Here is a 25,299-nt window from a genome sequence, read left to right as displayed (position 1 = left end):
GAACGATCACGCTTCCGTCAGCATCACGGGGCAGGGGTCGACTCGCCCACCCCGGGGGGCCAACAGTCCGACGCAGCCGGGGGCCCTGCCCGGCCGCGTGGGGCCCGCCGGTCGCTTCGGCGTACCGGAGGGGGCGGTTCAGTGGCAGACGATGCAGGCGCAGACGCGGGTACCCAGTGGCACGTCTGGGTGGGGGCCGCGACCGTGGGGCTCAGCGACCAGCAGGCTCGGTGGGCGGTGTTGCGGCATTCGGTGCGCATCCCCGTCCAGGAGTCGTTCAAGATCCCCATTCTCGAGGTGTACTGCGCCGAGTGCCGGCGACCCTACGACGACGTCGCCGACGAACCGTGCGTCGCGGCCGACAAGCGGGCCCACCTGATCGGCGGCCCGATCGGCACCCGCAAGAAGCGCAGCCATGCCCACAACTGCGAGTTGCTGGGCTGCAACGACGACGGCCGCGCCGACACCGGATGACCAGCAGGCGACCTTAACCCGTCGCGGCTCCTAGCCTCCCAACCGCAGGCACCTGGCTGGGTTGGGGGGCGGGGAGTGCTGGGCAAGCGGGCCGACGGTGACCCGAGGTGGACGCGCCGCGCGCAGGACCGGGTCGCGCTCGCCTGCCTGACCGTCGGCTGCGTGCTGGTCCTGGCCGCCGCATGGTGGTGGACGCCCGCCGCCGGAGTGGCCGCCACCGGGGCGCTGCTGGTCGCCGCGGCGATCTGGATGGGGCTGGAGTAGCCGATGCCGCGACGGTTCCTTCCCACGCTCGCCCGGCCCGCCCGGGTCGACACCAAGCCGGCCGTGGCCACCGACGAGAAGGTGGTGCTGGCCAGCTACTACAACGCGTTGACGGCCGCCGGCCTGTACAACACGCGGCAGACGCGGCCGTGGCCGGTGGAGCGCGCCGTCGCCGAGGCGTACGAGCGGCTCGTCTGGGTGTTCAAGTCGGTGGAGGCGATCGCCGGGCACGCCTCCCGGCTGCCGGTGCGCATCAAGGACGGCGAGCAGGTCATCGAAGACCATCCGCTGTACCGGGTGCTGAACAAGAAGGCGAACCCGCTGGAGACGGGGCGGCAGTTCCGCAAGCGGCTGTCGGCGCAGCTCCTCCTCAGCAAGCGGGGCGCGTTCGTCGAGCTGACCCGCTCGCGCGGCGGCGACATCGTCCGCATGGACCTGCTGCCGCCCGGCCGGACCCGCCCGATCCCCGGGGCCGGGCAGACGCTCGTCGACCACTACGAGGTGTGGCGCGCCGACGGCTCCAAGACCGAGATCGACCCCGAGAACGTCCGGTGGTTCCGCGAGCCGCACCCGCTCGACCCGTACTGCGGGGTGACGCCGCTGGAAGCGGCCGGGCTCAGCGTCGAACTCGACTTCTTCTCCCGCCTCTACAACGTGTCGTTCATGCGCAACGACGCGCGGCCGGGCGGCATCCTCGGCATCGACGGCGAGATGGACGAGAAAGAGATGGCGACGGTGGAGTCGCGGTTCGCGCCGGGCCCCGTCGACGCCGGGAAGCTCACCGTCATCAACGGGAAGATCTCCTACGTCGACTTGGCCGCCCGGCCGCGCGACGCGCAGTACGAGGTGACGTCCAAGTCGGCGAAGCTGGAGATCCTCGCGGCGTTCGGGGTACCCGAGAGCATCCTCGGCTACGCCGCCGACCGCACGTTCGACAACGCCAGCCAGGAAGAACTCACGTTCTGGCGGGCGACGATGAAGCCGCATCTGGACCTCATCGCCACCGGGTTCGACGAGGACTCCGAAGACGACCTGGACACCTTCCTGGACACCTCCGACGTGGAGGTTCTCCAGCAGGCGAAGACCGAGAAGCGCGCGGAGATGCGCGAGGAGTTCGCCGCGGGTCTGGTGACGCCGGACGAGTACCGCGAGTACGCCGGCTACGACGCCGTCGACATGCCGCAGACCCGGGCGCTGTACATCCCGTCCGGCAGCACCCCGGTCCCGACGTCGGAGAAAGACGCGGTTGAGCTGGGCGTCGGCGCGGCTGAGCCGCCGTTGCAGAACCCTCCGCCGCTGCACGGCGACCCGCAGGCGCCGCCCGGTCAGCAAGGCGCGCAGCCGGCCGCTGAGCCGCCCGCAGACGGCGCCCCGCCCGCGCAGGGGGCCGCGCCCAACCCGCCGCGGACCCCGCCGGCGACGCCGCCCCCGCCGGGCCGGGCCGCGCCGCCGCCGCGCCCGGCCGCCGCCCCGGCCCGCAAGGCGCTGCGGCTGATCGTCACCAAGGCCGACCGGGCGCCGCGGACCCGCTCCCAGCCCGGTAGTGCCGACGACGAGGAGGCGGTCTCTCACCCGGACCGCACCGCGCACGACAAGCTGGAGGCGGCGCTGGCCGCCGCGCTGTCCGCGCTCGTCGTCCGGCTCGCCGAGCGGGCCCTGGCGCGCATCGCGTCCCCCAAGTCCCGCAAGGGCACGAGGCATTGGGTCGCGCAGTACGACGTAGACACCCGCGTCGGGGCGAAGGCGCTGGACGCCGCCAAGGCCGTCAACGCGCAGGCGTGGCGGACCGAGGCGGCCAACACCGTCACCCCGATCGTGGAAGCGGCGGCGCGCGCCGCCGCCCGGGCGCTGCTCGACGACGTCGCCGGCGACACCGACGTGGACGTCGACGAGCTGACCGGGCAGATCGTCGACCTGGTCGCCGAGTCCGCCGACCGGCAGGCGCAGCACCTGGCGATCCTCATCAACCAGGCCGACAAGCAGGGCCGCGAACTCGAGGAAATCCGCGACCTGGTCCGCGCGCACGAGAAGCAGCTCACCGGGTGGGCCGACCGGATCGCGGCGACCGCGGCGACCGCCACCACCGCCGGGGCCCGCGACGCCGCCGCGCAGGCCCTCGCCGACGCCGACCCCAACGCCGCCGTTCAGCGGATGTGGCTGACCCGCCAGGACGACAAGGTCCGCGACACCCACAAGGCCGTCCACGGCCACCATGAGCCGCTCGGCGAGCCGTTCCACGTCGGCGAGGCGACGCTGCGCTACCCGGGCGACCCGTTCGGGCCGCCCGGCGAGACGTTCAACTGCCGGTGCCTGCTGCAGTTCCGCGTCCGCCGTTCCGGCCAGTACACCAGCGCCCCCGAGGGCGAGGTGCCGCGCGCCGAGCATCTCGCCGCCACCGGCACCGACGGCAAGACCTACACGCTGCGGGTGAAGGACGCCGTCGCCGGACGGCATGTGCCCGGGACGCCGTACCACTGGCGGCACGGGTGGGAGCCCCTGGACGCGGCCACGGCCGCGCGGCACGGCAAGCCGTTCGCCGGCGCCGACCACCTCACCGGCGGGCAGCAGGACGGCGGCGCCGACACCCGGCAGCATCCGCCGGTGGAGTCGCTGCTGTCGGCCGTCGGCGACCGGGAGAAGCTCCGCGAGGCGGTGCGGGCCGTCGCTCAGCGCGCCGACCTGCCCGAGGGGGTCGAGGTGGGAGAGGTCTCGGCGAGCCAGGGCAGTTGGATGCTGCGGCTCCAGACCAAGGACGGAGAACAGGTCGGCTGGTTCGAGCGGATGGTGAACGCAGATCACAAGTTCGTGCATCACGAGACGGCCAAGGTGAAACGGGCTTGGCAGAAGAAGGGCATCGCCACGGCGGTGAACCGGGAGTTCGAGAACTGGTATCGCGAGTCGGGGATCGAGCAGATCACCTTGACCGCGCAGGGTGGCGAGCCGTTCAACGGCGGCTACACCTGGGCGCGGGCCGGCTACGACTGGAACAAGCACACCGCGCAGGCTGAACTCACCCACATGTTCGACGAGCTGGGGAAGGCTGCGCCGGATGATGCGGCGCTGCGCCAGACGCTCGACACGTGGCGCTCCCAGGTCAAGGCCGCTCCCTACGACCCGTCGGCGTGGCCGACGCCCGCCGAACTGGCCGCGTTCGGGTACAGGCCCGGCGCGGCCGACTGGCCGGGCAAGCAGGTCATGAAGCAGCAGACGTGGTCGGGAGTCAAGAAGCTGGTGAAGCGATGACGACGCCGACGCGCCGGGACGTGCTGCTGGACGAACTGGAGCAGGTCCGGGACGCCTGGGCTGCCGAACACGGCGACGTGGACGAGTCCGCAGCGGCCGAGGCGGAGGCCGAGTACTGGCGGCGGGCGCAGCCCATCCTGGACCAACTGGCCGCGCTGCGCCAGGCCCCGCGCACCGGCACCGAAGGCAAGGCCGTGCACTGGGACGAGGCCGAGCATCCCCGGGACCGGCGTGGCAAGTTCTCCGACAAGCCCGGCGGCGGTGCGCCGGGCCTGCCGGACGGCGTCGAGCTGGTCGCCGGCACTCCCCCGACGACGACGGTCCTGGTGCACGGCGAAGAACGCGGTTCGATCTACCCGGCGAACTTCCTGGGCGGCGACGACACCGGCTGGTGGGCGTCCGGGGCCGGGGGGTTCACGGCCAAGCGGTTCGATTCCAAGGAGGAGGCGATCGCGCACGTCTCCCAGTTGGAGGCGGCCAAGCCCGTCGGGCCGCCGCCCTTCGACCGTGCTCCGTCGTCGCTGCCCACCGGCACGTCCTCGGCGGACATCCCGATCTTCACTGGCGATGCCGCGCTGCGGCTGGTCAAGCCCGCGGAGATGGACATCGGCCGGGACTCCCCCGAGGGGCAGGCGATCCGGCAGTACACCGGCGACTACTTCGGGCCGCTGAACAACGAGCTGCGCGGGCAGCAGTTCGACGATCTGCCCGAGGAGTTCATCGACCCGGCCGACGCGCGGGGCCTCGTCGCGGGGATGGACGATGCGTTCGGGAAGGTCGAGCCGACCCGGTACGAGATCCGCACGCAGCGGGGTGTGCGCAACGGCGAGGACATCTTCGGTCCGGTCGGGTCGAGGGTCGGCAAGACGTGGACCGACAAGGGGTTCATGTCTACCTCGCCCACCGCGCCATTCCACGGCGACACCTCGGTTCTGGTGGAGCTGCCCGCCGGGTCGAGGGTGATGCGCACCGGGCATCTGTCCTCGCACGGCGGGGAGGGTGAGCTGCTGCTGCCCCGGGGCAGCCGGTTCGAGGTGGTGGCCGACGAGGTGAAGAACGGGCGGCGGGTGGTGACGCTGCGGCTGCTGCCGTCGAAGTAGGCCGCGACGTTAACGGGCCCGGGTTGCCACCATGCCGTCGCAGACGAGCATGGAGGCGGGAGTGCGATGACCCTGGTCAAGGCGGACGGGACGACGGTGGCCAAGTCGCCCGGCGGGACGGTGCTGGAGGCGCAGGCCGAGGCCGACCCGAAGGTGAAGGTTCTGATCAACGTCTACCGGGACTCCCCGTACGACGGCGCCAACTACCCGACCGCGGAGAAGCAGCTCGCGTTCCGCGCCGGGCAGATCATCCCCACGTCGGTGTGGAACGCCGAGTTCGCGGCGCCGACCATCACCAGCGTGTCGCCGGCGACGGGCGCGGCGGCCGGAGGCACCGCCGTCACCATCACCGGGCGCGGGTTCGGCAAGGACGCGGCGCCGAAGTTCGGCGCGACGGCCGCCACGAACATCGTGGTCGTGAACGCGACCACCATCACCTGCAAGACCCCGGCGGTGTCGGCGGGCGCGGTCGACGTCACCGTCACCACGACGGGCGGCACCGCCACCCTCACCGGCGGCTACACCTTCGTCTGATCCGCACAGGGCCCGCGAGCCCTTTCCCTGGGGCCCGGCGGTCTCGTCCCTGCCGCCGGGCCCCGCACCGTCGATCTGAGGAGCGCCCGCGATGATCTGTGTGGCCTGCCGGGAACGCCGCCACGTGCAGTGCACCGACGTGCAGCGCAACCGCATCCAGGCCGAGAGCGCCGACGGCACCGCCGGGGCGGGCCGGTGGTGCGACTGCCAGCACAGGCCCGGCACTGTGCTCCAGAAGCCCACCGTAACCTCCTGACCAGGCAAAACACTGCCCGTTCGCCTTGCATTGGGTGGCAACCGACCCCACAATGAAGGTGTGCCCGGTTGAAGCACCCGGGCCCCGATCAAGGAGCGGCAGATGCGCAACACCCACTCGGTCATGGACGACATGCTGGCCGCGCACGGCGGGGACCTGGACCGGCTGCTGAACGTGGCGCAGGCCAACGTCGCGGCGCTCGCCGAGGTGCTGCAGGACGCCGTCGACGCTCCCGAGACGGTGTCGGCCGCCGTGTTCGCCCGCATCCTCACCGACACCTCCACCGAGCTGAAGTGGGTGGCCGCGCACGTCACCAACGGCATGCCGCCGCAGGCGCCATCCGCCGCGTGACACCATCCCGCACCCTTCCGGCAGGCCGCGACGGTAACCGTCGCGGCCTGCCACGCTGCGTCCCGAACCCGCAGGAAACGGAGGGGGCCGGGGTGCGCGAGTGGACCCGCGACGGCGTCACCTACCGCACCGCGATGACGTGGACGCGCAACGGTGTGCACCTCACCGCGACGAAGGCGGAGGGCGACCGGTTCGGCGACTGGGACCCCAAGAAGCACCCGAGGGACGCGCGCGGCCGGTTCATCCGCAAGAACGCCGAGGTGCGCATCACCGGCGGCATGCACGAGGGCCTCGGCCGCGTCATCGGCCGCGAAGGCGGCCGCTCCAATCGGCTGCTGGTGGAGCGCGACTCCGACGGGATGGTGGTGCGGGTTCCGCCGCAGCAGTTGGTCACCACCGGCAAGGACCGCCCGGACGCCGGGCCGCCCGGGGTGATGGGCCGCGACGCCGTCGACCAGGAGCGTGAGGCCCGTGGCCGCCAGGACCACGGCGGCGCGGCCAAGCTCACGCCGGAGCCGGTGAAGGCGCCCGCGTCGCCGGCGACGCTGCGGCCCGACCTCACCACCTCCTACCGCAACACCATCAACGAGTACGGCTTCGACTCCCCCGACGGAGGGCACCCGCCAGTGCTGCGCGACGCCGCGGCGGCCGTCCGCGGCAAGCGGCCGCTCACCGCGGACCAGGCGCAGGCGCTCGGCGACGCGCTGCGCGCCCGCAAGGCCAAGGAGCCGGCGGCGCGCGGCCGGGTGCTGGACCGCATCGCCGTCCGGATGGACACCGTGTCGCACGCCCTCACCGGCATCAGGCAGGAACACGTCCCCGCGCAGAAGAACGCGCAGAAGGCGCACCCGGGCGAGGTGGTGGAGGGCGACACCATCGCGCTGCCCGGACGGGGCGGCACCGCCGACGTCCGCAAGGTCGTCGCCTCGCAGGAGTTCTACGGCCAGTACAAGATGCAGCTGGAGGCGCCCGACGGGTCGCAGGAGGAGCGCCTGGTCCACCCGACGTCGGACGTGTACCTGCTGCCCGACGCCCCCGACCCGGTGCCGGTGCCGCCCAAGCCGTCCGGCGGCCGGGAGCACCTGACGCCCGACCGGCTACGGCCCGGCGACCGCATCGACCTGGGCGACGGCACCGACGCCGAGGTGGAGTCGGTGACATCGTGGACGCCCGGCCACTTCAAGGTGAAGGTCAAGCGCGGCGGCAACGGCGGCACCACCGAACTGCTGCGCGGCGACGGGTCCGGCTACCCCAGCGTGGTCCGCACCCGGCGCGGCGACGCCTCGCAGGCGCAGCCGTGGGACTCGGTGCTGCCCGAGGACAAGCCCGCCACCATCACCGCCGACAAGCTGAAGCTCGGCGACCGGTTCACCTACCAGGCCGGGTTCGACCGGACCCGGACGGGTGTGGTCGTGAGCATCACCCGTTCGGGCCCCCGCAACGACCCCCGCTGGCTGGTGGGGTTCCGCAGCGACGACGGCAGGGGCAACACCGTCGAGCTGGCCCACAGCGAAGAACTGATCCGGGTCGCCGAGGGCGGGCCGGGCGCCGCCGAGCGGATCGCGGCGGAGAAGGCGGCCGCGCAGCGCCGCATGCTGGCCGTCAACATCCGGCACGAGCTGGAGATGGCCGACGAGGAGGCGCAGCGCCGCGCCGCGCAGCGGGCGCAGGAACTGATCGACGAGCTGACGGCGACGATGCCGGTCGCCACCCGCGAGCAGGTCGTCAAGAAGGCTGAAGGGGTTCTGAAGAGTCACCTCGAACTCTCCGAGGTCGGCCATTTCGACCGGGAGGTGGCCCTCGGCGCCACCAACGTGGCCAGGCAGATCGCGCCGGGCGGCGACGTGCACGACCTGACGGCGCTGCAGGAGCAGCTCGTGCCGCTGATGCGCGACGCGGCGGTGCAGGGCCGCAAGCGGGCCATGGCGCGGGTGCTGGACTCGCTCCGCAACACCGAACAGACCCCCGACGGGACCGCGGATTACGGCCGGATGCGGAACGTGGTGAACACGCTGGTCGACTCCGGCAGCCACCATTCCGCCGACTACGCCAAGGCGTCGGAGTTCCTCGCCACGATCGCCCCCGACCTCAGGGGCGGCACGGGCGCCACCGCGACGGCGGCGAAGGTCCCCGACCTGCCGGAGGGCACCGACCTCAAGACCCGGATGAACGCCTACCGGGACGCGCTCGGCGCCCGGTTCGGCGCCAAGACCGTCCGCATGCAGGGCTTCGACCAGGTCAGGCTCGCCGACCTGGAGGCCGGCCGGGCGCCGCAGCCGAAGGAGGTCACCCGCGTCGTCCGGGACCGGGCCGAGGACGGCGGGCCGGGCGAGATCGCGATGACGCATCTGGCGGTGGTGCGGGCGGCCGGGAAGGACATGGACGCCGAGCTGCAGCGCCGCATCGACGCCGACATCGCCAAGCTCCAGAGCAACGAGGACGACGGCGAGCGGGCCCGGTTGCGCAAGCTCGCCGACCGCGCCAAGGCCAACATGGAGGACGACCGCACCAACGGCCGCAACGCGTTCGCCCGCCAGCACGGCTACCCGTCGTATCTGGCGCTGATCACCGCGATGGACGAGTCCGAGTCCGGCACCCCCGAGTTCTTCCGGCTGCGCCGCCTGATGTCGCAGGCCCGCGACGCCGGCGACCGGTTCGCCGAACCCCAGTTCAAGGAGTTCATGCGGTTCCAGAAGGAGATGGCGACGCTGAAGGTGGCCGGGGAGCTGACGCAGAAGAAGCGCGCCGCCATCCGCCGCAAGCACAGCCTGGACCTGCTGAACGAGGTCCGCGACACCGGCGTCGGCGGCGCGAAGCTGACGTACGTGGGGCCGCGCGGCGGCGTCAAGAGCGAGTCCGACCCGTTGGTGAAGGCGATGCGGTTCGCCGAGGCCGGCTACCCCACCGACTGGCTGAACAAGTCCAAGGCGCGGCGCGGGAAGCGCAAGAACGACATCGTCCTGAAGAAGGTGGACCGCGGCTACCACCGCAACGGCTGGGAGGAGACGACGATCGCACTGTCCCCCGGCCGCGACAAGATCGACGGCGGGCCTGGGGTGCGGGAGACGGCGTCGGCGAACGTTGCCGATCATGAGCTGGGCCACGAGATGGAGGAGTCGGTTCCCGGGCTGGTGGCGGCAGAGGAGGCGCTGATGTGGGACCGCACCGCCACGGGCCCGATCGGGTCGCGGACCCGGCCCCCGAAGGTCTCCATCTATGGCGGGGACGACGAGAAGGCGTGGAAGGACGACTTCCCCGAGCTGTACACCGGCAAGGACTACGGGGGCCGCAACTACGAGGTGTTCACCACCGCGAAGGAGTCGCTGACCGCCGGTTCGCTGTATCTCGACGACGACCTGCGGCAATGGCTGCTGGGCGTCCTGGCCACTCTGTGAAAGGACACCCCACGTGTTCACCGTGACCGGATTGATGGAAGACGGCGTCGGCTACCAGATCGACGTCGGCGGGCCCAAGCCCGCGTTCGGGGTGGTGTCGGGCTCGGACAACGTGCTCGACCTGCTCGCCTCCAGCGCCGAGACGCAGGTGCAGGCGTCGCCCACCTCGGCGGCGGCGCCGCTGGACACCGGCGACCCGGCCAGCGTGCTGTCCGCCCTGTTCATGCTCACCACCGTCGCCACCGTCACCGGCGACGACGTGCCGGACGTGTTCGACGCCACCGACGAGGACGGCAACCCGCCGCCCGACGGTGCCGTGTTCTGAGCCCGCGACGTTAGCCGGGCGCCGTCCCTACCCTCGCGGTGACACGAACCACCCCACCAGGTTCGCGAGAGGGGCTGCGTGCCCGTGGGGACTGGATCGGTCGCGTTCGCCGGTACGCCGGGGCTGGAATACAAGACGGCCACGGCGGTCGCCGGCCCGGCCGAGACCGGCGCCGACTCCGGGGTCATCGGCACCGACGACGAGACCGGTGTGGTCGAGGCGATCGTGTCGGTGACCGGGGTGGTCGACAACGACCACGACATCATCGAGCCCGGCGCCTACAAGGCGACGCTCGCGCGGCGCCGCCCCAAGGGGATCTTCTCCCACGACTGGAAGCAGTGGGCGTCGCGGACCGAGCACGTGGAAGAGCTGATGCCCGGGGACCCGCGGCTCGCCGAGTACGCCAAGAAGATCGGCAAGCAGTGGCCGGTGGAGGCGGGCGGCCTGTACGTGCGGACCCGGTACAACCTGGCCACCAACGAGGGCAAGAGCGCCTACGAGAACGTGAAGTTCTTCGGCGACGAGTGCGAATGGTCGATCGGTTACAAGGTCCCGGCGGGGAAGTCGTCGCGCGCCAAGGACGGCGTCCGCCGCATCAAGGAAGTCGACCTGTTCGAGTACTCGCCGGTGCTGTTCGGGGCGGCGTCGCTGTCGGGGACGCTCTCGGTGAAGGCCGCTTCGGTCGCCGGCGACGTCGAGGACCAGCCCGCGGACGCCGAGCCCGCGGACGCGGAGCCCGCGGACGGTGACGCGGTCGCCGAGGCGGCGGCGGTGCTGGACGCGCTCGCCGAGGCCGAGGCGGTCGCCGAGGCGCTCGCGGCCGACACCGAGGAGACCGGCCAGGACGGCGCGGAGCAAGACGGCGGGGTGGAGGTGCCGGGCCCGCCGGACGCGCAGCCCGTAGACGGGCACGGGCCCGACGGCGCGGCGCAGGACGACGAGCCCGCCGAGGATGCACCGGCCGAAGGCGGCGCGGTGCACGACAACGACGGTCAGGCCGAGGACACCGACGAGGTGCACGACGGGGGCACCGACGACGGGCCCGACGAGGGCCAGGACGAGCCCGCCGGCGACACCGAGCCCACCGAGGAGACCGCGGAACCCGCGCAGGGCGACGGCGGCGCTGAGGGCGACGGAGCCGGGACGGAGGAGTCCAAGGGCCTGCCCCCCGGCATGAAGCGCAAGCCGGCCCCCAAGTCCGGCTCCGGCTCGCGCGCGACCACTCCCGGCGGCGACTCCGACACCTGGAAGATCACCAACGTCGACGAGTTGCGCGCCGCCATCCGCGCGTTCGGGTCCGCGCCCGGCGACAAGGAGAAGATCCGCGCGCACATCATGAAGCGCGCGTTCGCCCTCAACCGCCCCGACCTGATCCCCGACGGGTGGAAGAAGGACAGCGGCGGCAAGAAGAGCATCGCGCTGTCCTGGTCGCCGGAGCAGAAGATCCTCGCCGAGGTCGTCGGCGAGGTCGTCGGCCGGCTGGAAGGCGAGCCGTACCGGTGGCAGGGCGGCGCCGAGGGCAAGATGCGGCACGAGCCGCTGGATTCCTCGCCGAAGAAGAACTGGGTGGAGCTGGCCGGGCAGTTGCCCGCCTACATCCAGCACATCGCCAAGGACCTGCACGAGGAGAAGGGGATGCCGCTGGGGCAGGCGATCCCCACGGCGATCGCGGCGGTGAAGAAGTGGGCGGCCGGGGGCGGCGGCGTCACCCCCGAGACCCGCGCGAAGGCCGCGGCTGCGGTCGCCGAGTGGGAGAAGCTGAAGGCCACCTCGCACGCCCGCACCGCCGCCCGCCGCGCCGGCGACGCAGCGAAGAAGGACACGCTGGACGGGTGGACGCGGGTCAAGGCGCATCTGCCCGGGTCGTTCGAGCAGCTCCACGACGAGCTGCAGGCGGCCGCCGCCGGGCTGCTGGCCGACGGCGAGGAGCCGGGGCTGGTGGAGCTGCTGGGCACCTGGCCCGACCGGGTGGTGGCCACCCGGTACCCGGCGGGCGGGGACGGGAAGGCGGTCTCGTTCGAGATCCCGTACACCGTCGCCGGCGACGGCGTGGAGATGGGCGAGCCGGTGCCGGTGCGTATCGCGGTCGACCACGGCGGGGTGTCGGGCGACGGCGCCGACCTGGGCCCGTTCCCGGCGATGGTCGACGACGTCGCGGCCGGTGTGAAGACGCTGCTGGACGTCGCCGGGCTGGAGACCAAGGCGGGGAAGGTGTTGTCGGGCGCGAACGCCACCCGCCTCAAGCAGGCGGTGGAGCACCTGGTCGCGGTGCTGAAGGTGGCGGGCATCGAGATCGGGGAGCCGGACGAGCAGGAGCCGGAGGAGCAGCCGCCGTCCGAGCAGGACTCCACCGCGCCGAGCGCGCGGGGTGAGAGCATCCCGGCCGGGAAGTGCGTGGTGGACCCGTCGGTGCACGCCCGCGCGTACCGGATCCTCGCTGACGTCCACGCGCGCCGCTGAGCGGCCGAATCGGGGGCTGGCGGGCCCGCCACCTGGTGGCGGGCCCGTTTCGCTGGTCGGGCCCGCCACCGGCGGCGGGGGCTTTGAGGGAGGGGCAGTGCGCGCGGCCCGGCCCGGTGATGGTCCCCCCGAACCAGGTCATCGGGCCGGAGCCGCGCGCAAGTCGGGGCGTCCGTGGGCGACCGACCCGGGCGTGACATTGCTACGTGATGGTCGCCCCGGCGCCGTGCCCGGCGCGCGGGCACTTCCCCGGTTTCCCCCCGTGCGTCCGCCGGTCTTCGCCATCGAGCCCCAAGCTCCCCAGGAAGCAGGAAGGACGGGCTCGAAACCCCCGGAACACCCGCGAACGCACTCCGTAAGGTAGCCGACCCCTCGCCGTCCGTGGCGTGATTTGGGCGGGCAACTTGCACCTATTTTCGCACCCAGGTACGAACCGCCTCCGCGAACCCGACCCCCGGGCAGGACGCGACACAAACCACACCGCCCCTCTACCGTCCCTCCCAGACCGAGATCGTCCCGGTGCTGACCGGGCGAGCGGCATACACAAGACCGCCCTGGCACGGGCCGCCCAACCCTGTTGGGCCCGCACCCCACGGGCCGCGCTGCCGCACGCCAGAAAGCAGCACCGACATGCCCAAGAGCGAGACCAAGGACCGTCTCAAGGAACTCAACGCGGCACTCCAGACCAAGGCCGCCGAGATCGAGAACATCTCCAACGCCTGGAGCGTCGACGGCGACACCGTGGTGGTCGACACCGACCAGCACACCGCCTACCTCAAGGCGATCGGCGACGCCGAGGAGATCAAGAACCTGATCGTCGCCGAGGAGAAGGCCGCCGGCGTCTTCGAGTTCCTCAAGCAGCCCGGCGGCGAGTCGGCCGCCGCCGCCGAGGCCACCGAGACCGCCCGCACCGGCATGCAGCGCAAGAGCCTGTCGGACCAGTGGCTCGACTCCGACGCCTACATGGAGATGAAGGAGTCCGACTTCCGCCGCTTCGGCCAGGTCGCCGCCTTCGACCAGTCCATCGCGCGGTTCGTGGAGACCAAGGACATCTACTCGGCCATGGCCGGGTCGTACTCCCTGCCCACGCTCGGCACCCAGCAGGACCTCGGGTTCACCCCGCGGATGCTGCGGCCCGGCCGCGTCAGGGACTTGTTCCCCGTCGAGACCACCACGGCCAACCTGCTCCACGGGATCAGGGAGACCGGGTTCACGAACAACGCCGCGGTCGTCCCCGAGCGCACCGCCTCCAACGGCGGGCCGGCGACCGGCGGGCCGTCCGACGTGTACGGCCTCAAGCCCAAGTCGGACCTGACGATCGTCCCCGTCACCTACCCGCTGGCGACGATCGCGCACATCATGTACGTCCACAAGCAGACCCTCGCCGACGAGCCGCGCATGCGCGGGATCATCGACCGGGACCTGACCGACGGCATCAAGATGCAGGAGGACTTCCAGATCCTCTGGGGCGACGGGAGCGGGGACAATCTGACGGGGATCATGAACACCCCGGGCATCCAGGTGTACACCGGCGACTCCGCCGACCCGCGCACCGCCCAGCTCCGCCGCGCCATGACCCGCGCGATCCTCGCCTACTTCGTCCCCACGGGCATCGTCATGCACCCGCTCGACTGGGAGGACCTGGAGCTGGAGCGCGATTCCACCGGCGCCTACCGCCTCGCCGTCAACGTCGCCGTCGGCGGCGAGCAGCGCGTCTGGCGGATGAACATCATCGACACCCCCGCGATGACCGAGGGCCGCTACCTGCTCGGCGCGTTCGGCACCGGCGCCAAGCTTTACGACCGCGAGCAGGTCAACATCCAGGTCTCGACGGAGAACAGGGACCTCTTCGAGAGGAACGCTGTGACCTTGAGGTGCGAGGAGCGCCTGGGTCTGGTGGTTGATCGTCCTGAGTCCTTCGTGGCCGGTTCTCTGACCACGCCTGCCTAGTCTGACCTGCACAAACGTGGCCCGCATCGCTCTCAGCGGTGCGGGCCACTCGCGCCCCTGTACGCTCCCCGGCGAGACGGGGAGGTGCCGGGGCGATGGGCGAGACGGTGTGGGTGCGGGCGGAGCCGCTGCGGGGCCGTGAGGTGCGCGTGGAGGGGACCGGGTTCTGGGGCCCGGACCGGGCGCTGGTCGCACGGGTGGAGAAGCTCGGCTACGAGGTCGAGGAACACCGGATGATGGCGACGGGGGATGTGTGGCTGGAGGTGAAGTGAGTGGGGGCGCGTACCAGGAGGACGACGCGGACCCGTTCCTGGCCGTGACGGGGTACGGCACGGCGGTCGCGGTGGCTGAGTGCCCCGTGTGCTTCGCGCTGGTGCGGGCCGGGCGCCTGGATGACCACCAGGGGTGGCATGACCGCTTGGAGACGCGGTGAGCGGCGGCGGGCATCGGGTGCGGGTGTTGGCGGAGTGGTACGACGCCGAGGTGCCGCAGGCTGAGGCCGAGGCGCTGGCCGAGCGGGTGCGTGCAGCGCTGGCCGCGCAGTTCCCGGAGATGCTGCTGGTGATGTACGTGGAGGCGGCGCCGCCCGCCGACGAGGTGGAGGGGTGGCCGTGCCCCGAGCAGACGCGGCCGGAGGCTCAACCGCCGAGGGCGTGCTGGTAGCAGCGTTCGAGCCGGTGCAGGTCGGGGTGCGTGGCGTCGGGGAGCTTGGGCAGGACGGCGGCGCGCAGAGCGTCGCGGTCGTCGTCGGTGAGCTGGCCGTGCGCCCAGGCGAAGTCGAGGCCGTTGAGCTGGCGGGCGAGCGCGGCGATGTGGGCGGGGCCGAGGGCGGCCGTGCCTTCGGCGACGTAGGTGTCGAAGGTGGCGTCGTCCAGGCGGCCGTTGTGGGTGTGCGCCTTGGTGGCGTAGAGGGCGATGGTCAGGGTGTTGAGGTCGACCGCGGTGCTGGTCGTGTTCACGTTTCCCTCCTGCGCCGCTCGTTTGTGCGCCCTGTGTGCGGCCCGCGCACGCGCCCCAGTATGCATGCCTGGTGAAGGGGTGACAACCCCGTGTCTTTGGGGGGTTGCGGGTTGGTGGGTTGTGCGCGTCCTACATCGCGCACAAGCGCGCACGTGGGCTAATCTGTGGGCCACTCCCCCCTTTGTGCGCTTGGAGGACATTGCTGTGAAGCCGCGTCTGGATCGGCCGCAGCCGCCCTATCTCCAGATCGTGGACAAGATCACTGCCCAGATAAAGAGTGGTGAGCTTCCCGACGGGTCGTGGCTGCCGCCGGTGCGGGAGATCGCGGAGGAGTACGGGGTGGCGTTCACCACCGCTGCGAAGGCGGTGCGGCGGCTGGCGGCGCAGGGGCTGGTGGAGACCTCGAACCGGGGAACGCGGGTGCTGTTCGGGCTGACGTCGACGTACACGCCGCGCGAGCGGCTGGACGCGGTGCGGCGGACGGGCCGGATCTACCCGCCGTCGGACCGGGCGCAGGTGTACTCCTCGGAGCTGGTGAGGGCGCCTGAGCATGTCGCGCTGGTGATGGGGATTCAGACCGGCGGGGCGGTGATACGGCGGGAGCGGGTGACGTTCCGGGGCGAGGTGCCGGTCACGTACTCGGTCTCGTGGATGCCGGGCGACCTGGCCGGGCTGGTGCCTGAGCTGCTGTCGACCGACCGTATCCGCGGCGGGACCATCGGCATCGTCCTGGAGAAGACGGGGCGGCAGGTGGAGCGGGACACCGACCGGGTGTGCGCGCGGCGCGCGAGCGAGGTGGAGGCCGAGCGGCTCGGGGTGGCGGCTGGCGACCCGGTGCTGTACGGCCAGAACACCTGGTACGAGGGCAACGGCATGGTGCTGGAGTTCGGCGAGTTCGTGGTAGCCGCGGACCGCTGGATGTAGGCCCGGCCGGGCAGCCGGGGGCGAGTCGTTTAGTTCCGTTGCGTCGGCTCTGGTCTGGGGTGGGTGCGGGTTACCGTGGCTCGGGCGCCTTCGTCGGGTCGGCGCCCTGTTGGTTGGGTATGAGGCAGACGGCCCCGCTGTTGGCGTTCCGGTTCTGTGGGCCGGGCGGCGGGGCCGTTCTGCTGCCTGCCGGGGTCTACAGGACGGTGAGGTGCGCGGCGAGCACGGCGGCCAGGTCGACCAGGTGATGGAAGTGGTGGAACACGGGTCCTCCTTCCGCCCGGGGCCGGTCCCCGGGGCACGGTCCGGCACGGTAGGCGTTCCCGCTGGTTAACGTCCTGGCCACCCTCCTTGATGCGTTAACCGACCATACATACAATGAGGGTGTGCCCGGTTGAAGCACCCGGGCCCGACGTCAAGGAGCAGGCATGGACGGGCACCTCACCCTGGACCGGTTGATCGAGCAGCTGACGGCGCTGCGGGACGGCGACGGCGGCCAGACCCGCCCGGTCCCCGGCACCGCCCCGGTCATGCTCTCGACCCTGGACGGCAGGTACCGGACGCTGCTGCCGACGGTGGACGCCGTGGACGGCGTCGTCGCGGTGAAGGTGGACCACTGATCTTCCCCTGACTGAACGGTGCGGCGCGGCCCCGGGAAGCACGGCTTTCCGGGGCCGTTCTGTGTGCCCGGGGGCAGGGCGCGACGTTAAGGCCGGCGGCCTTCTAGCTTGGCTTGCGACATCCGGCCGGACGTGAGGAGCGCACCGTGGCCGAGCGTAAGACCAAGGCGGCAACGGCGAAGGCCGCAGACGAAGAGGCCACGGTCGACCCCCAGTCCGAGGACCCCCAGCCCGGGGACGTCGTGCCGTCGGAGGCCGAGCCGTCGAACGCGGCGCCGCTGGAGGCGCCGGAGTCCAAGCCGCGGCGGCTGGGGCACCCGGAGTCGTCGACCGATTTCGTGGCGGCGAACGCGGCGCTGATGCTGCCGCCGGGTGCGCGGCATGTGCGGCTGCACGACCTGGCGGGCAACGACATCGACCCGGAGACGCTGTACGAGTTCCCGGCCGCCGAGTCGCCGTCGCACATGGCGACGGTGCCGCGCCAGGTGCTGCGGGAGTTCACCTACCCGGAGGCGTCCACGCCCACCAGCCAGCTGTTCTACCCGGCGGGTGCGGTGGTGCCGGTGCAGCAGGCGCTGAAGGTGCGGGACGCGTTGCGGGCCGTGGCCGAGGAGCCGGAGCCGGAGCCGCGCGCTTCGGCGATCTAGCGCGCGAGCGCTTCCATAGTCGTACGGCGGGTCCCCGTTTCGTGTGGGGTGGGCGGGTCCCCGCCGTACATACAGAGCGCGGGCGCCCTTCCTCGGGGGAAGGGCGCCCGCGCCGTCTGCTGTTAGGCGTTGTTCAGCGGCGGAACCGGCGGCGGCGGTAGATGTCGGCGGCGCCGCGCTCGTCGACCATGCGCACGGCCAGGGCCGTCACCTGCTGCTCGCTGATGGGGGTGGTGACCTCCAGCCGGCCGGTGGGCACCCATGCGCGGCGGTCCGACTTCTCGTCGACGACCAGCGCCACCTTCGTCGGGTCGTTGCGGGCGGTGAAGGGGTCGTCGTGCTTGGAGTCGATGATGCGCTCGACCTTCCCTTCCAGGCCCTTGGCCTTGCCTCGGCTGGTGAGGCTGCGGACCGCGGTGCCTTCGGTGATGAGGGCGCGGTGGTCGGCGCGGACAGTGTCCTTGGTGGCCATGATCGCCCAGGCACGGGCGGCGGCCCGCACGTCGTCGGTGGCGTCGACCTCGGCGCGGCCGGTGGCGGCGTAGGCGGTGGCGCCGTACTCGATCGAGGTGACGGTCTGCGCGGCGGCGTCCCAGACGATGGCGTGGAAGTAGGAGTCGTCGATGAGGTTCTGTTCGTGCAGGTCCAGGACGGCTCCGTCGAAGCGGACGGTGCGGGTCTTGGTGTAGGGGTCGGTGAAGATGACGGCCATCGGGCTCCCCCTTTTTTCAGGCGGCGGTGTGGCCGCACGCCAGCCGGTAGGTCTCGGTGGGGTCGGCGCGGTCGACGGTGCTGCCGAGGGCGACGACGGTACGGTCCTGGCCTTCGCATTCGTCGTCGTAGCAGGGCAGGGTGTCGGGGCAGAACGCCAGCGGGCCCCGCGCCTCCTCGGCCTTGATGAACGCGGTCAGCTCGGGGTCGCATGCGTCGTGGTAGCCGTCGGGGTTGATGGGGCCGAGGAACCCGGCGGGCTCGTTGCAGTCCAGGCAGAGGGCGTCGTCGCGCGCTTCCATAAGGCGTCTCCTTGAATCCCGCCCCGGGTGCTCTCCCGGGGCAACACCTTCACCATATGTAGGGTCGGTTAACGTTCGCAAGGGGGCCCGCCGATCATGGTGCCGGGTAGGCCGCGACGTTAACGGTGCTGGTCGGGCACCGTGACGCACGTGCCCGAGCCCGCGCCCACGCTGATCGTGTCGGCCGACGATATCGCCCGCCGACTGGGGGTGCCGCGCCCGCTGGACCCCGACGACGAGTGGCTGATCGAGCAGGCCATCGCCGAGGGGCAGGCCGGGCTGGAGGCGTATCTGGGGAGGCCGGTGGCGCCGCGCGCGTACACCGACCAGCATGTGCGGCGGTACCGGTACCCGGGCGCCGACGAGTGGCGGCTGTCGGAGACGCCGGTGCAGTCGGTCACCACGGTGACCGAGGAGACCGACGCCGACGGCGACCCGACGGGCCTGTACACGGTGGAGTACATCGCCGGGCTGGATGGCGCGAACGATCCGGACCTGGCGCCGCTGCGCCGGTACGTGCGGGCGGCGGCGATCTACTCGCCGGAGGTGCGGGCCTGGTTCAAGCGGGTCGCTCCGGAGCTGGCGCGGCAGATCACGAACCTGTCCGTGGACGGGCAGTCGGTCACCTACTCCGACACCTACGCGGTGCCGCCGGGCGGCGGCGCGGGGGCCGCGGACGGGGTGGGGCAGGTGCCGCCGCTGTCGTCGTGCGACCGGTGGCGCATCGCCGGCCGCCGCGTCTACCAGCGGCCGACGCCGCTGGGGCCGGGTTGGTGGCCGTGCCGCGACTGGGCGTACGAGTGGCCTTACGGCGGGGGGTTCTAGGTGCGGCGGTGGATTTTGGTCCGCGACGTGGACGTGTCGGGGATCTCCGGTGAGGGCGTAGTCGTCTGGGGTGTGGAGTTCCCGGACGGGCGGTGCGCCTACAGGTGGAACACCGACACCGCCACCACCTCGGTCGCCGACTCCATCGACGACGTGGAGGCCATCCACGGGCACAACGGCGCGACGCGGCTGGTGTGGCTCGACAACCAGACGGCGGGCGGGCTGTGGCGCCGGTACGTGCGCATCGGCGACGGGCCGCCTCCGGTGTGGCGGAGCGCGACGCGGACGGTGCGGCCGGAGGGTGACGGTGGCGGTTCTGCTGGCTGACCGCGTGCTCGGGGTCCGTGCGCAGCAGGCCGGCGCCCGCGACGCGCACGGCGACGTCTTCCCGGCCGGGTGGGGGCCGCTGCGGGGACCATGGCCGGGCCGGGCCATGGAGGGCCCCGACACCCCGCGCGGGCAGGAGGGCGACCGTACGTGGCGGCTGGCGGTCGACCCCGCCGGGTGGCCGCTGAACCAGGGCGACCTGGTCGTGGAGGTCGCCGGCGACGGGACGGAGACGACGGCGTTCCTGGTGACGTCCGCGGACCTCATCACCCACAGCGTCGACCCGGCCGTGGACTACATCCGGGTGGAGGCCAACCGGCGCACGGAGGCCGGAACCAGCCCGTAGCCCCCGGCGAGGGATGCAGCCCCCGTGGAGCCCGGGGCGCCCGGACAAGACAGCGTCCGAGCTGCGTGGGCTGGCCCCGGCTTCCTATCCCACCCGCGCCTGCGAGGCGCGTTGCGTCCATGGCACCGCACGCCGCGCCGGGCGGCAACCAGGTGGACGGACGTGGACGACGATGGGCGGACTTTTACAGTCTTGGACACCGGCGGTGCGCCGGAGCGGCAGGTCAGCTGTTCGGCCAGATCCCGGCCACGTCGACGTCGGTACCGACCACGCGATAGAAGATCCGCACCATGCCGCGCCGCAACACGAACGTGTCGGGGATCTCGGCGTCCGGCTCGGCGTCGTCCGGGTGCGGATTCACCATCAGCATCGCGGCGGCCGACAGGCCCTCTTTGTGCAGCGTCTCGGGCAGCGCGACGAGCTGCATCCACGCTTCGGGCAGCCAGCGGACCGATTGCGGCATCAGGCGACGTTGCGGGCGCGCCGGTCGGCGGCGGCGACGGCGAACATCTCGTTCGCGTCGGTGAACACCCGGGCGGGTTCACCGGCGTCGGCTCGGCTGAGCCGCTCGCGGACGGCGCGGCGCTGGGCTTCCAGGCGGAGCCGCTCCAGCTCCTCGTAGGCGTCGCGGGAGATCACGACGGCCTCGTTCCCCTCGTGGTCGGAGACGATCTTCGGGTGCCCGCCACGGGCGTCACGGATCGCCTCGGTGATCTCGCTGCCGTCGATGCGCACGCGCTCGTCCATACCGCGATGGTAGGACATGCGCGGCCGGTGCGCCGGGACCAGCCCGTTTCCGCCGGGCGGGCGGAGCAAGCGCCGCGCCCGGGGGCGCCCGGACGGGCTAGCGTCCGGGCGGGGCCGGTCTCGGCCATTCCGTGCACTCGCTGGGGTGTCACCAGACAGGAACGAGTCCATGGGACCGCATCCGGTGGCGGGCGGCAACCGGTCGTGCGATCACTGACAGCGGCGCACAACCTTTTACAGCGGCGGGCAGGGCAGGCCGCGACGTTAGCCGCGGCTGCGTGTGAGCCTTGCAGGGTGTTCCGTGCGGGTCCGTGCCGAGCCCGTGGAACCTTCTGAGGGGCGGGTGGCGATTTCGATCCCCCGTCGGCCGTCACCCGCCCCGCGCAGCGCCCCCGCTGCCGCCGCCCGTCCCGCCGCTGTCGTCGCTGCTCTCGGCGGGGCGGGCGGCCTCGGCGGCGGCGATCGCGGTGCGGCACGCCGGGCAGGTGCTTTCCTCGCCCCAGAAGTCCAGCATCGCGGTGCCCATCACCAGCAGCGGCAGCACCTGCACGGTCTCGCACATGGCGGGCGCGCGCTCGATGAGATGCAGCGGCAGGGTGGGGCGGGGCAGGGCGTGCCGCAGCGCCCACCAGTCGACGCGCTCGACGGCGACGACGTACCGGCCGCCCCAGGACGGCGCTGTCATGGCAGGACCCGGGGCCGCCGTCCGGCGCGGGCCGCAAGCTCGACTTCGCGGCGGGCGCGCATGCGGGCGAGGATCTGCTGCTGGGTCGGGGGCGTCCAGGCGTGCCAGCCGGCCACAGCGTTGTAGCGCTGGGCGTGCATGGGGAAGGTGAACGGGTCGCGCGGGTCTTCGCGCAGCGTCAGGCGGCAGTGGCGGCAGGCGTCCAGGCTGGTCAACATGAGGGCTCCTCGTCCGCCGGAGGGTGCTTCACCTCCGGCCGTGGAATTGTATGGCCGGTTGTCGCGGGCTGTACAGGGTGACGGTAGGCGGCGGGGCGGCGAGCATGCTGGTCATGGGCGTGACGCGGGTGGAGTTGGACCGGGACCTGGACCAGAAGGTGGCGATGCGGATCGGGCTGCCCGCCGCCGGGCGGCTGGCCGAGCGGGTGCAGCGGGCCGCCCAGCGGTTGGCGCCGCCCGGCAAGCTGTGGGTGACGGCGCACGACGAGCGAGTCCGGTACTCCCACCGGGAGACCGACGCGCAGATGATCCCGGCGAACCTGCGGTACAAGCTGCCCGCCGTGGTGTACGTCCGCAAGGGCCGCGACGAGCACGGCAAGGCGAGGAACCCCGAGGGCGGGTGGAAGCCGGTGCCGGGCCGTCACGACCTGGCCCGGTTCCCGCGCGATCCGGAGCTGCCGATCGAGCAGCGGGCGAACTGCCGGTGCGCGTCCTTCGAGCTGCCCGGCGCGCTCGCTCGCACCATCTTCACGACTCCGGCGGTGCTGCGGGGTGCGGCGGCGGTCGCGCAGGTGTACACCAGGTTTCCTCGGGCGGCGGAGTCGGAGACGGGCACCTCGCGGGACCGGGGGGCGCATTTCATGGCGGGCGCGCTGCGTGAGGCGGCGGCGGGTATGCGCCGGTAAAGCCTGGTCAAACACCCTTGCGGGCGTTAACCGACCCTACATACGGTGTGGGTGTGCCCGGTTGAAGCACCCGGGCCCCGGACTCAAGGAGCAGGCATGCCGAACACCACCAAGCCCCAGGCCGGCCGCCGTGGCAAGGACCGCGACACCACCGCGATCGTGGCCGTGTTCGCCGCCCTGTTGGCCGTGTTGGCGATGATCACCTTCTGTGCGTACGCGGCCATCGGGGTCTTCCACGCAGTGTGACTCCGGCCGCCGCGCCGCGCGGGCCCGTCCTCCACGCCAAGGGGGGCGGGCCCGCCTGCATGTGGAGTGGATCTTTTGCCCGGTTCGCCTTGCGATGATCGTTAACCGACCATACATTGAAGGTGTGCCCCGGTAGAAGCAGCCGGGGCCCGGCGCAAGGAGCAGCAGATGCCGCACACCGACACCCAGGCCGAGTCGTTCACCGTCGCGTGGGACCGCGAGGAGACCGAGCCGTGCCAGCGCGGCACGGCCGGATGCTGCGTGGACCACAAGCCGGCCGAGCGCGAGCAGGGGTGCCAGTGCTGGTGACCGCCTGATCCTTTGCGCGCGGGCCCGCCCCATCAAGGAGGGGCGGGCCCGCTGCCGTCTTTGCAGGCCGCGACGTTAGCGGGGTGCGGGCGGCATCCTCGGCGGCGGATCACATCACCGCTGAAAAGGGGTTCTGGTGTCGGAGACGGTCACGCTCACGCTCGCCTACCCGCTGCGCGCCGAGCAGGCGACACGGGTACTGGCCAAGGAGGCGAAGGACTACCAGACCGGCGACAAGATCACGGTGCGGGCGGACTACGCGCTGTCGATCATCAACGCGGGGTATGCGGCGGGCGTCGACCCGGCCGATGCCGCGGCGGTGAACAAGGCGCTGGGCACCGACAAGCCGCTGGTGCCCTCGCCGGCGACGGCGGCCGACGGCGGCACGGTGGGCGACACTGCACCGGTCGATGCCGCACCGGTCGGCGCCGCGCCGGTGGACGAGGCGAAGAAGACCGCCAAGAAGTGAGCGACGTCCCGGCCGAAGTCCCGGTGCTGGCCGACCCGATGCCTCGGGTCCTGTCATGGCTGGCCGGGCATGAGGCGATGGTCGCCGCGCTCGGGCCCGGGGAGCGGGTCGGGCTGTACAACGAGCCGCCGTATCCGCGGCTGCGGGTGGTGGACACCGGCGGCGACGACCGGGCGCTGACCTGGCTGGCCGGGACTGACGTGCAGATCGAGGCGTACGGCGACCTGGACGGCGCGCCCGGCAAGGCCGAGTTGCGGCGGCTGCTGTATCTGGCGTTCGGGGTGCTGATGGAGCTGCCCGAGCAGCCCGGCGGGTCGCCGGTCATCTCCGGGGTGCGGTCGCTGCGGGCCGGGGCGTGGTCGCCGGAGCCGACGGGGCAGCCGTGCTACCGGGGCGCGGTGCGGGTGATGTCGCACCCATGAGCGTGTCGGGCGGGGAGCTGCGCGCGTTCCTGGCGGCAGAGTCCGAGGGCGAGCTGCTGTTCGCCGACGGGCTCGACGACGGGCTCGTCGGAATGGCGGCGGGATGGTTCACCGGCGGGCACCGCGAGGTGGCGCTGTACGACTACGCCGCCTGCATGCGGGTGCTGATGGCCGAGGGGATGGACGAGACCGAAGCCACCGAGTACCTGGAGTTCAACGTGCTGGGCGCGTGGGTCGGGGACGGGACCCCGGCGTTCGCCACGCTGTACCGGGCGCCGGCGCTGGAGCCGCTGACTTCGTGACCGCCAAAAGGGGCCCCGTGCACGCTCGTGCACGGGGCCCTGCGCTGCGCGCGGCGGCGGCGGTGTGCGTGCACGGGCCGGGTGTGCACGCAGGTCAGGGGCGTGCACAGCGCCGTGCACGCCGGGTGTGCACACCCCGGCGTGCACACCCGTGCCCGTGCACGGCCCGGCGCCGTGCACGGGGCGCCGGGCCGTGCACCCCCCTCGCCGTGCACACCCCTCGCCGTGCACCACCCGGATGCATCCCAGATGAGCCCGGACGCATCCCGGATACCCGGACGCATCCCCGGATGCGCGCGCGGGTGGTTCAGCGGCGCCCGGCGTCGCGGTCCGCAGCGGTGTTCTTGCGGGGGCGTCCCGGGCCGGGGCGGGCGTCCCACCATCGAAGGAAGGCGCTGGTCGGGTACAGCTTGCGGCCGGTGGCCGGGTCCCTGGTGAAGGGCGGCCCGCCGGCTTCGGGCACGGCCTTGCTGATGGTGGAGGGGTCCACGCCCAGGATCCGCGCGAGCCATGCGGCGTGGCGGGCGTCGTCGCCCACCGGCTCGCCGCAGTCGTTGATCGTTTCCATGTCGGTGGCGGTGCCCCGGGACCGGCCAAGACGAGCCCAAAAACCTCCACTGTTTGGTGGAGCTTTTCGTGCACGCCTTCGTGCGCACCGCAGTCACTGGACGAGCGTGAGCGCTGCCGTGCGTGCACGCGAGGGCGCGGCCGGGCGGGTGTGCGGGTGTGCGTGCGGGAGGCCGCCGTGCGCACGGGCAGCCGCGCGCCGTGCACGGCGGGCGGCATAGGCGGCGTCGCCGGCGTCGGTGCACGGGATGCACACCAGGCCGCCGCCGGGCAGCCGGTAGGCGTTGGCGGGGTCGGTGAGGTCGTGGCCGCCGGGCGGCGCGGCGGGGCCCGTGCACCGTGCGGCGTGCACGGCGCCGTCGTCGGCGACGGCCGCCAGTGTGCACGCGGGCGTGTGCGCGGGCTCGTGCACAGGGGCGTGCACAGCGGCGCGCACGGGCTCGTGCACGGGCGGGGTGTCGGGTGCGGGAAGGCCAGCGGTGCTCGCGGACATCGGCGGGGCTCCTTGTGGGGTAGGGGCCGCCCAAGTTTGGTCACGGTCGTATCCAGAATGCCTCACCGGGCCGCAGGCCGCGACGTTAACCCCTCAGCCTCTCTAGCTTGGCGATCGACTCGGCCCGCCCCACGGGACCCG

The 25,299-nt window shown here is 72.4% G+C and carries 36 protein-coding genes; 26 read left to right on the top strand and 10 right to left on the bottom strand.

Annotated features, from left to right (window positions below):
* Nucleotides 1–141: 141 nt before the first annotated feature.
* From J4709_RS29440 to J4709_RS29375, 14 genes are all read left to right on the top strand, one after another.
* Complete coding sequence (locus J4709_RS29440; RefSeq protein ID WP_208245169.1) at nt 142–474, top strand: hypothetical protein; 333 nt, start codon at nt 142–144, stop codon at nt 472–474.
* A 75-nt stretch (nt 475–549) separates the two neighbouring features.
* Nucleotides 550–738 carry a hypothetical protein gene (locus J4709_RS29435; protein WP_208245167.1) on the top strand — a complete coding sequence of 63 codons (189 nt, stop codon included), beginning with the start codon at nt 550–552 and terminating at the stop codon, nt 736–738.
* A 3-nt stretch (nt 739–741) separates the two neighbouring features.
* Entirely contained in the window at nt 742–3,981 is a 3,240-nt protein-coding gene (locus J4709_RS29430) for a phage portal protein (RefSeq protein WP_208245165.1), read from the top strand.
* Nucleotides 3,978–5,081, top strand: coding sequence for an ADP-ribosyltransferase (locus tag J4709_RS29425; RefSeq protein WP_208245163.1), 1,104 nt, complete (start codon nt 3,978–3,980; stop codon nt 5,079–5,081). The genes J4709_RS29430 and J4709_RS29425 overlap by 4 nt, the downstream gene beginning before the upstream one ends.
* 66 nt (nt 5,082–5,147) lie before the next feature.
* Nucleotides 5,148–5,615 (top strand): IPT/TIG domain-containing protein, encoded by a 468-nt coding sequence (locus J4709_RS29420; RefSeq protein ID WP_208245160.1) that lies wholly within the window; start codon nt 5,148–5,150, stop codon nt 5,613–5,615.
* Nucleotides 5,616–5,706: 91 nt separating this feature from the next.
* Nucleotides 5,707–5,871 (top strand): hypothetical protein, encoded by a 165-nt coding sequence (locus tag J4709_RS29415; protein WP_208245158.1) that lies wholly within the window; start codon nt 5,707–5,709, stop codon nt 5,869–5,871.
* A gap of 102 nt (nt 5,872–5,973) precedes the next feature.
* Complete coding sequence (locus J4709_RS29410) at nt 5,974–6,222, top strand: hypothetical protein (RefSeq protein ID WP_208245156.1); 249 nt, start codon at nt 5,974–5,976, stop codon at nt 6,220–6,222.
* Nucleotides 6,223–6,314: 92 nt separating this feature from the next.
* Nucleotides 6,315–9,617: a hypothetical protein gene (locus J4709_RS29405; RefSeq protein ID WP_208245155.1), complete on the top strand. Its 3,303-nt coding sequence runs from the start codon at nt 6,315–6,317 to the stop codon at nt 9,615–9,617.
* Nucleotides 9,618–9,630: 13 nt separating this feature from the next.
* The gene (locus J4709_RS29400; RefSeq protein WP_208245153.1) at nt 9,631–9,942 is read left to right on the top strand and encodes a hypothetical protein; all 312 of its coding nucleotides are present in this window, start codon (nt 9,631–9,633) and stop codon (nt 9,940–9,942) included.
* Nucleotides 9,943–10,026: 84 nt separating this feature from the next.
* On the top strand, nt 10,027–12,402 hold the full coding sequence (locus J4709_RS29395) for an HK97 family phage prohead protease (protein ID WP_208245151.1): 2,376 nt from the start codon (nt 10,027–10,029) through the stop codon (nt 12,400–12,402).
* A gap of 630 nt (nt 12,403–13,032) precedes the next feature.
* Nucleotides 13,033–14,352 carry a phage major capsid protein gene (locus J4709_RS29390; protein ID WP_208245149.1) on the top strand — a complete coding sequence of 440 codons (1,320 nt, stop codon included), beginning with the start codon at nt 13,033–13,035 and terminating at the stop codon, nt 14,350–14,352.
* A gap of 95 nt (nt 14,353–14,447) precedes the next feature.
* A complete protein-coding gene (locus J4709_RS29385; RefSeq protein ID WP_208245147.1) occupies nt 14,448–14,624 on the top strand; it encodes a hypothetical protein in 177 nt (58 codons plus the stop codon).
* A complete protein-coding gene (locus tag J4709_RS29380) occupies nt 14,621–14,785 on the top strand; it encodes a hypothetical protein (RefSeq protein WP_208245145.1) in 165 nt (54 codons plus the stop codon). Before J4709_RS29385 ends, J4709_RS29380 begins: the two co-directional genes overlap by 4 nt.
* Nucleotides 14,782–15,015: a hypothetical protein gene (locus tag J4709_RS29375; protein WP_208245143.1), complete on the top strand. Its 234-nt coding sequence runs from the start codon at nt 14,782–14,784 to the stop codon at nt 15,013–15,015. The genes J4709_RS29380 and J4709_RS29375 overlap by 4 nt, the downstream gene beginning before the upstream one ends.
* Here J4709_RS29375 and J4709_RS29370 read toward each other — a convergent pair.
* On the bottom strand, nt 14,991–15,311 hold the full coding sequence (locus J4709_RS29370; RefSeq protein WP_208245141.1) for a hypothetical protein: 321 nt from the start codon (nt 15,309–15,311) through the stop codon (nt 14,991–14,993). The two genes, J4709_RS29375 and J4709_RS29370, sit on opposite strands and share 25 nt — an antisense overlap.
* Between J4709_RS29370 and J4709_RS54975 the strand changes: the two genes are divergently transcribed.
* Nucleotides 15,268–16,236, top strand: coding sequence for a GntR family transcriptional regulator (locus J4709_RS54975; protein WP_307801638.1), 969 nt, complete (start codon nt 15,268–15,270; stop codon nt 16,234–16,236). The genes J4709_RS29370 and J4709_RS54975 overlap by 44 nt on opposite strands.
* Nucleotides 16,237–16,432: 196 nt before the next feature.
* Here J4709_RS54975 and J4709_RS29360 read toward each other — a convergent pair whose 3' ends face one another.
* Complete coding sequence (locus J4709_RS29360) at nt 16,433–16,582, bottom strand: hypothetical protein (RefSeq protein ID WP_208245137.1); 150 nt, start codon at nt 16,580–16,582, stop codon at nt 16,433–16,435.
* 82 nt (nt 16,583–16,664) lie between these two features.
* Here J4709_RS29360 and J4709_RS29355 point away from each other — a divergent pair, with 82 nt between their 5' ends.
* Both J4709_RS29355 and J4709_RS29350 read left to right on the top strand, forming a co-directional pair.
* Nucleotides 16,665–16,856 (top strand): hypothetical protein, encoded by a 192-nt coding sequence (locus J4709_RS29355; RefSeq protein WP_208245136.1) that lies wholly within the window; start codon nt 16,665–16,667, stop codon nt 16,854–16,856.
* A 146-nt stretch (nt 16,857–17,002) separates the two neighbouring features.
* On the top strand, nt 17,003–17,503 hold the full coding sequence (locus J4709_RS29350; protein ID WP_208245134.1) for a hypothetical protein: 501 nt from the start codon (nt 17,003–17,005) through the stop codon (nt 17,501–17,503).
* Between the two features lie 133 nt (nt 17,504–17,636).
* Here J4709_RS29350 and J4709_RS29345 read toward each other — a convergent pair whose 3' ends face one another.
* On the bottom strand, nt 17,637–18,215 hold the full coding sequence (locus J4709_RS29345) for a hypothetical protein (RefSeq protein WP_208245132.1): 579 nt from the start codon (nt 18,213–18,215) through the stop codon (nt 17,637–17,639).
* A gap of 16 nt (nt 18,216–18,231) precedes the next feature.
* Entirely contained in the window at nt 18,232–18,516 is a 285-nt protein-coding gene (locus tag J4709_RS29340) for a hypothetical protein (protein WP_208245130.1), read from the bottom strand.
* A gap of 150 nt (nt 18,517–18,666) precedes the next feature.
* On the opposite strand from J4709_RS29340, the gene J4709_RS29335 reads away from it, so the two are divergent.
* Genes J4709_RS29335 through J4709_RS29325 form a run of 3 tightly spaced genes read left to right on the top strand, consistent with a single transcriptional unit; the run spans nt 18,667 to nt 20,014 of the window.
* Nucleotides 18,667–19,341, top strand: a complete 675-nt coding sequence (locus J4709_RS29335; RefSeq protein ID WP_208245128.1) for a hypothetical protein — start codon at nt 18,667–18,669, stop codon at nt 19,339–19,341.
* Nucleotides 19,342–19,668: a hypothetical protein gene (locus tag J4709_RS29330; protein ID WP_504740146.1), complete on the top strand. Its 327-nt coding sequence runs from the start codon at nt 19,342–19,344 to the stop codon at nt 19,666–19,668.
* On the top strand, nt 19,649–20,014 hold the full coding sequence (locus J4709_RS29325; protein WP_208245124.1) for a hypothetical protein: 366 nt from the start codon (nt 19,649–19,651) through the stop codon (nt 20,012–20,014). Before J4709_RS29330 ends, J4709_RS29325 begins: the two co-directional genes overlap by 20 nt.
* Before the next feature lie 223 nt (nt 20,015–20,237).
* Here the strand turns inward: J4709_RS29325 and J4709_RS29320 are convergent, their stop codons facing one another.
* The 4 genes from J4709_RS29320 to J4709_RS29305 form a co-directional block, all read right to left on the bottom strand.
* A complete protein-coding gene (locus tag J4709_RS29320) occupies nt 20,238–20,477 on the bottom strand; it encodes a type II toxin-antitoxin system RelE/ParE family toxin (RefSeq protein WP_208245122.1) in 240 nt (79 codons plus the stop codon).
* On the bottom strand, nt 20,477–20,761 hold the full coding sequence (locus J4709_RS29315; RefSeq protein WP_208245120.1) for a hypothetical protein: 285 nt from the start codon (nt 20,759–20,761) through the stop codon (nt 20,477–20,479). The genes J4709_RS29320 and J4709_RS29315 overlap by 1 nt, the downstream gene beginning before the upstream one ends.
* A gap of 370 nt (nt 20,762–21,131) precedes the next feature.
* Nucleotides 21,132–21,446 (bottom strand): hypothetical protein, encoded by a 315-nt coding sequence (locus J4709_RS29310; RefSeq protein ID WP_208245118.1) that lies wholly within the window; start codon nt 21,444–21,446, stop codon nt 21,132–21,134.
* On the bottom strand, nt 21,443–21,664 hold the full coding sequence (locus tag J4709_RS29305; protein ID WP_208245116.1) for a hypothetical protein: 222 nt from the start codon (nt 21,662–21,664) through the stop codon (nt 21,443–21,445). The genes J4709_RS29310 and J4709_RS29305 overlap by 4 nt, the downstream gene beginning before the upstream one ends.
* Before the next feature lie 113 nt (nt 21,665–21,777).
* Between J4709_RS29305 and J4709_RS29300 the strand changes: the two genes are divergently transcribed.
* The 6 genes from J4709_RS29300 (at nt 21,778) to J4709_RS29275 (ending at nt 24,098) form a co-directional block, all read left to right on the top strand.
* Nucleotides 21,778–22,350, top strand: coding sequence for a hypothetical protein (locus J4709_RS29300; protein WP_208245114.1), 573 nt, complete (start codon nt 21,778–21,780; stop codon nt 22,348–22,350).
* 96 nt (nt 22,351–22,446) lie between these two features.
* A complete protein-coding gene (locus J4709_RS29295; RefSeq protein ID WP_208245111.1) occupies nt 22,447–22,596 on the top strand; it encodes a hypothetical protein in 150 nt (49 codons plus the stop codon).
* Between the two features lie 168 nt (nt 22,597–22,764).
* A complete protein-coding gene (locus J4709_RS29290) occupies nt 22,765–22,905 on the top strand; it encodes a hypothetical protein (RefSeq protein WP_208245108.1) in 141 nt (46 codons plus the stop codon).
* Between the two features lie 136 nt (nt 22,906–23,041).
* A complete protein-coding gene (locus tag J4709_RS29285; protein ID WP_208245106.1) occupies nt 23,042–23,374 on the top strand; it encodes a hypothetical protein in 333 nt (110 codons plus the stop codon).
* Nucleotides 23,371–23,796 carry a hypothetical protein gene (locus J4709_RS29280; protein ID WP_208245105.1) on the top strand — a complete coding sequence of 142 codons (426 nt, stop codon included), beginning with the start codon at nt 23,371–23,373 and terminating at the stop codon, nt 23,794–23,796. The genes J4709_RS29285 and J4709_RS29280 overlap by 4 nt, the downstream gene beginning before the upstream one ends.
* The gene (locus tag J4709_RS29275; protein WP_208245102.1) at nt 23,793–24,098 is read left to right on the top strand and encodes a hypothetical protein; all 306 of its coding nucleotides are present in this window, start codon (nt 23,793–23,795) and stop codon (nt 24,096–24,098) included. The genes J4709_RS29280 and J4709_RS29275 overlap by 4 nt, the downstream gene beginning before the upstream one ends.
* Before the next feature lie 307 nt (nt 24,099–24,405).
* Here the strand turns inward: J4709_RS29275 and J4709_RS29270 are convergent, their stop codons facing one another.
* Both J4709_RS29270 and J4709_RS29265 read right to left on the bottom strand, forming a co-directional pair.
* Complete coding sequence (locus J4709_RS29270) at nt 24,406–24,666, bottom strand: hypothetical protein (protein WP_208245100.1); 261 nt, start codon at nt 24,664–24,666, stop codon at nt 24,406–24,408.
* Nucleotides 24,667–24,759: 93 nt separating this feature from the next.
* Nucleotides 24,760–25,158 (bottom strand): hypothetical protein, encoded by a 399-nt coding sequence (locus tag J4709_RS29265; protein WP_208245099.1) that lies wholly within the window; start codon nt 25,156–25,158, stop codon nt 24,760–24,762.
* Nucleotides 25,159–25,299 lie beyond the last annotated feature (141 nt).

Source organism: Actinomadura violacea (genome assembly GCF_017573465.1).
Lineage (GTDB): Bacteria > Actinomycetota > Actinomycetes > Streptosporangiales > Streptosporangiaceae > Spirillospora > Spirillospora violacea.
This window is presented reverse-complemented; position numbering and strand designations above follow the sequence as displayed.

What these genes read in the sequence shown, in the direction of transcription:
- J4709_RS29430 (WP_208245165.1), top strand. Translation starts at nt 742, where the DNA reads ATGCCGCGACGGTTCCTTCCCACGCTCGCCCGGCCCGCCCGGGTCGAC.
- J4709_RS29425 (WP_208245163.1), top strand. Translation starts at nt 3,978, where the DNA reads ATGACGACGCCGACGCGCCGGGACGTGCTGCTGGACGAACTGGAGCAG.
- J4709_RS29420 (WP_208245160.1), top strand. Translation starts at nt 5,148, where the DNA reads ATGACCCTGGTCAAGGCGGACGGGACGACGGTGGCCAAGTCGCCCGGC.
- J4709_RS29415 (WP_208245158.1), top strand. Translation starts at nt 5,707, where the DNA reads ATGATCTGTGTGGCCTGCCGGGAACGCCGCCACGTGCAGTGCACCGAC.
- J4709_RS29410 (WP_208245156.1), top strand. Translation starts at nt 5,974, where the DNA reads ATGCGCAACACCCACTCGGTCATGGACGACATGCTGGCCGCGCACGGC.
- J4709_RS29390 (WP_208245149.1), top strand. Translation starts at nt 13,033, where the DNA reads ATGCCCAAGAGCGAGACCAAGGACCGTCTCAAGGAACTCAACGCGGCA.
- J4709_RS29385 (WP_208245147.1), top strand. Translation starts at nt 14,448, where the DNA reads ATGGGCGAGACGGTGTGGGTGCGGGCGGAGCCGCTGCGGGGCCGTGAG.
- J4709_RS54975 (WP_307801638.1), top strand. Translation starts at nt 15,268, where the DNA reads ATGGTCAGGGTGTTGAGGTCGACCGCGGTGCTGGTCGTGTTCACGTTT.
- J4709_RS29355 (WP_208245136.1), top strand. Translation starts at nt 16,665, where the DNA reads ATGGACGGGCACCTCACCCTGGACCGGTTGATCGAGCAGCTGACGGCG.
- J4709_RS29345 (WP_208245132.1), bottom strand. Translation starts at nt 18,215, where the DNA reads ATGGCCGTCATCTTCACCGACCCCTACACCAAGACCCGCACCGTCCGC.
- J4709_RS29340 (WP_208245130.1), bottom strand. Translation starts at nt 18,516, where the DNA reads ATGGAAGCGCGCGACGACGCCCTCTGCCTGGACTGCAACGAGCCCGCC.
- J4709_RS29320 (WP_208245122.1), bottom strand. Translation starts at nt 20,477, where the DNA reads ATGCCGCAATCGGTCCGCTGGCTGCCCGAAGCGTGGATGCAGCTCGTC.
- J4709_RS29315 (WP_208245120.1), bottom strand. Translation starts at nt 20,761, where the DNA reads ATGGACGAGCGCGTGCGCATCGACGGCAGCGAGATCACCGAGGCGATC.
- J4709_RS29310 (WP_208245118.1), bottom strand. Translation starts at nt 21,446, where the DNA reads ATGACAGCGCCGTCCTGGGGCGGCCGGTACGTCGTCGCCGTCGAGCGC.
- J4709_RS29305 (WP_208245116.1), bottom strand. Translation starts at nt 21,664, where the DNA reads ATGTTGACCAGCCTGGACGCCTGCCGCCACTGCCGCCTGACGCTGCGC.
- J4709_RS29300 (WP_208245114.1), top strand. Translation starts at nt 21,778, where the DNA reads ATGGGCGTGACGCGGGTGGAGTTGGACCGGGACCTGGACCAGAAGGTG.
- J4709_RS29295 (WP_208245111.1), top strand. Translation starts at nt 22,447, where the DNA reads ATGCCGAACACCACCAAGCCCCAGGCCGGCCGCCGTGGCAAGGACCGC.
- J4709_RS29290 (WP_208245108.1), top strand. Translation starts at nt 22,765, where the DNA reads ATGCCGCACACCGACACCCAGGCCGAGTCGTTCACCGTCGCGTGGGAC.
- J4709_RS29275 (WP_208245102.1), top strand. Translation starts at nt 23,793, where the DNA reads ATGAGCGTGTCGGGCGGGGAGCTGCGCGCGTTCCTGGCGGCAGAGTCC.
- J4709_RS29270 (WP_208245100.1), bottom strand. Translation starts at nt 24,666, where the DNA reads ATGGAAACGATCAACGACTGCGGCGAGCCGGTGGGCGACGACGCCCGC.
- J4709_RS29265 (WP_208245099.1), bottom strand. Translation starts at nt 25,158, where the DNA reads ATGTCCGCGAGCACCGCTGGCCTTCCCGCACCCGACACCCCGCCCGTG.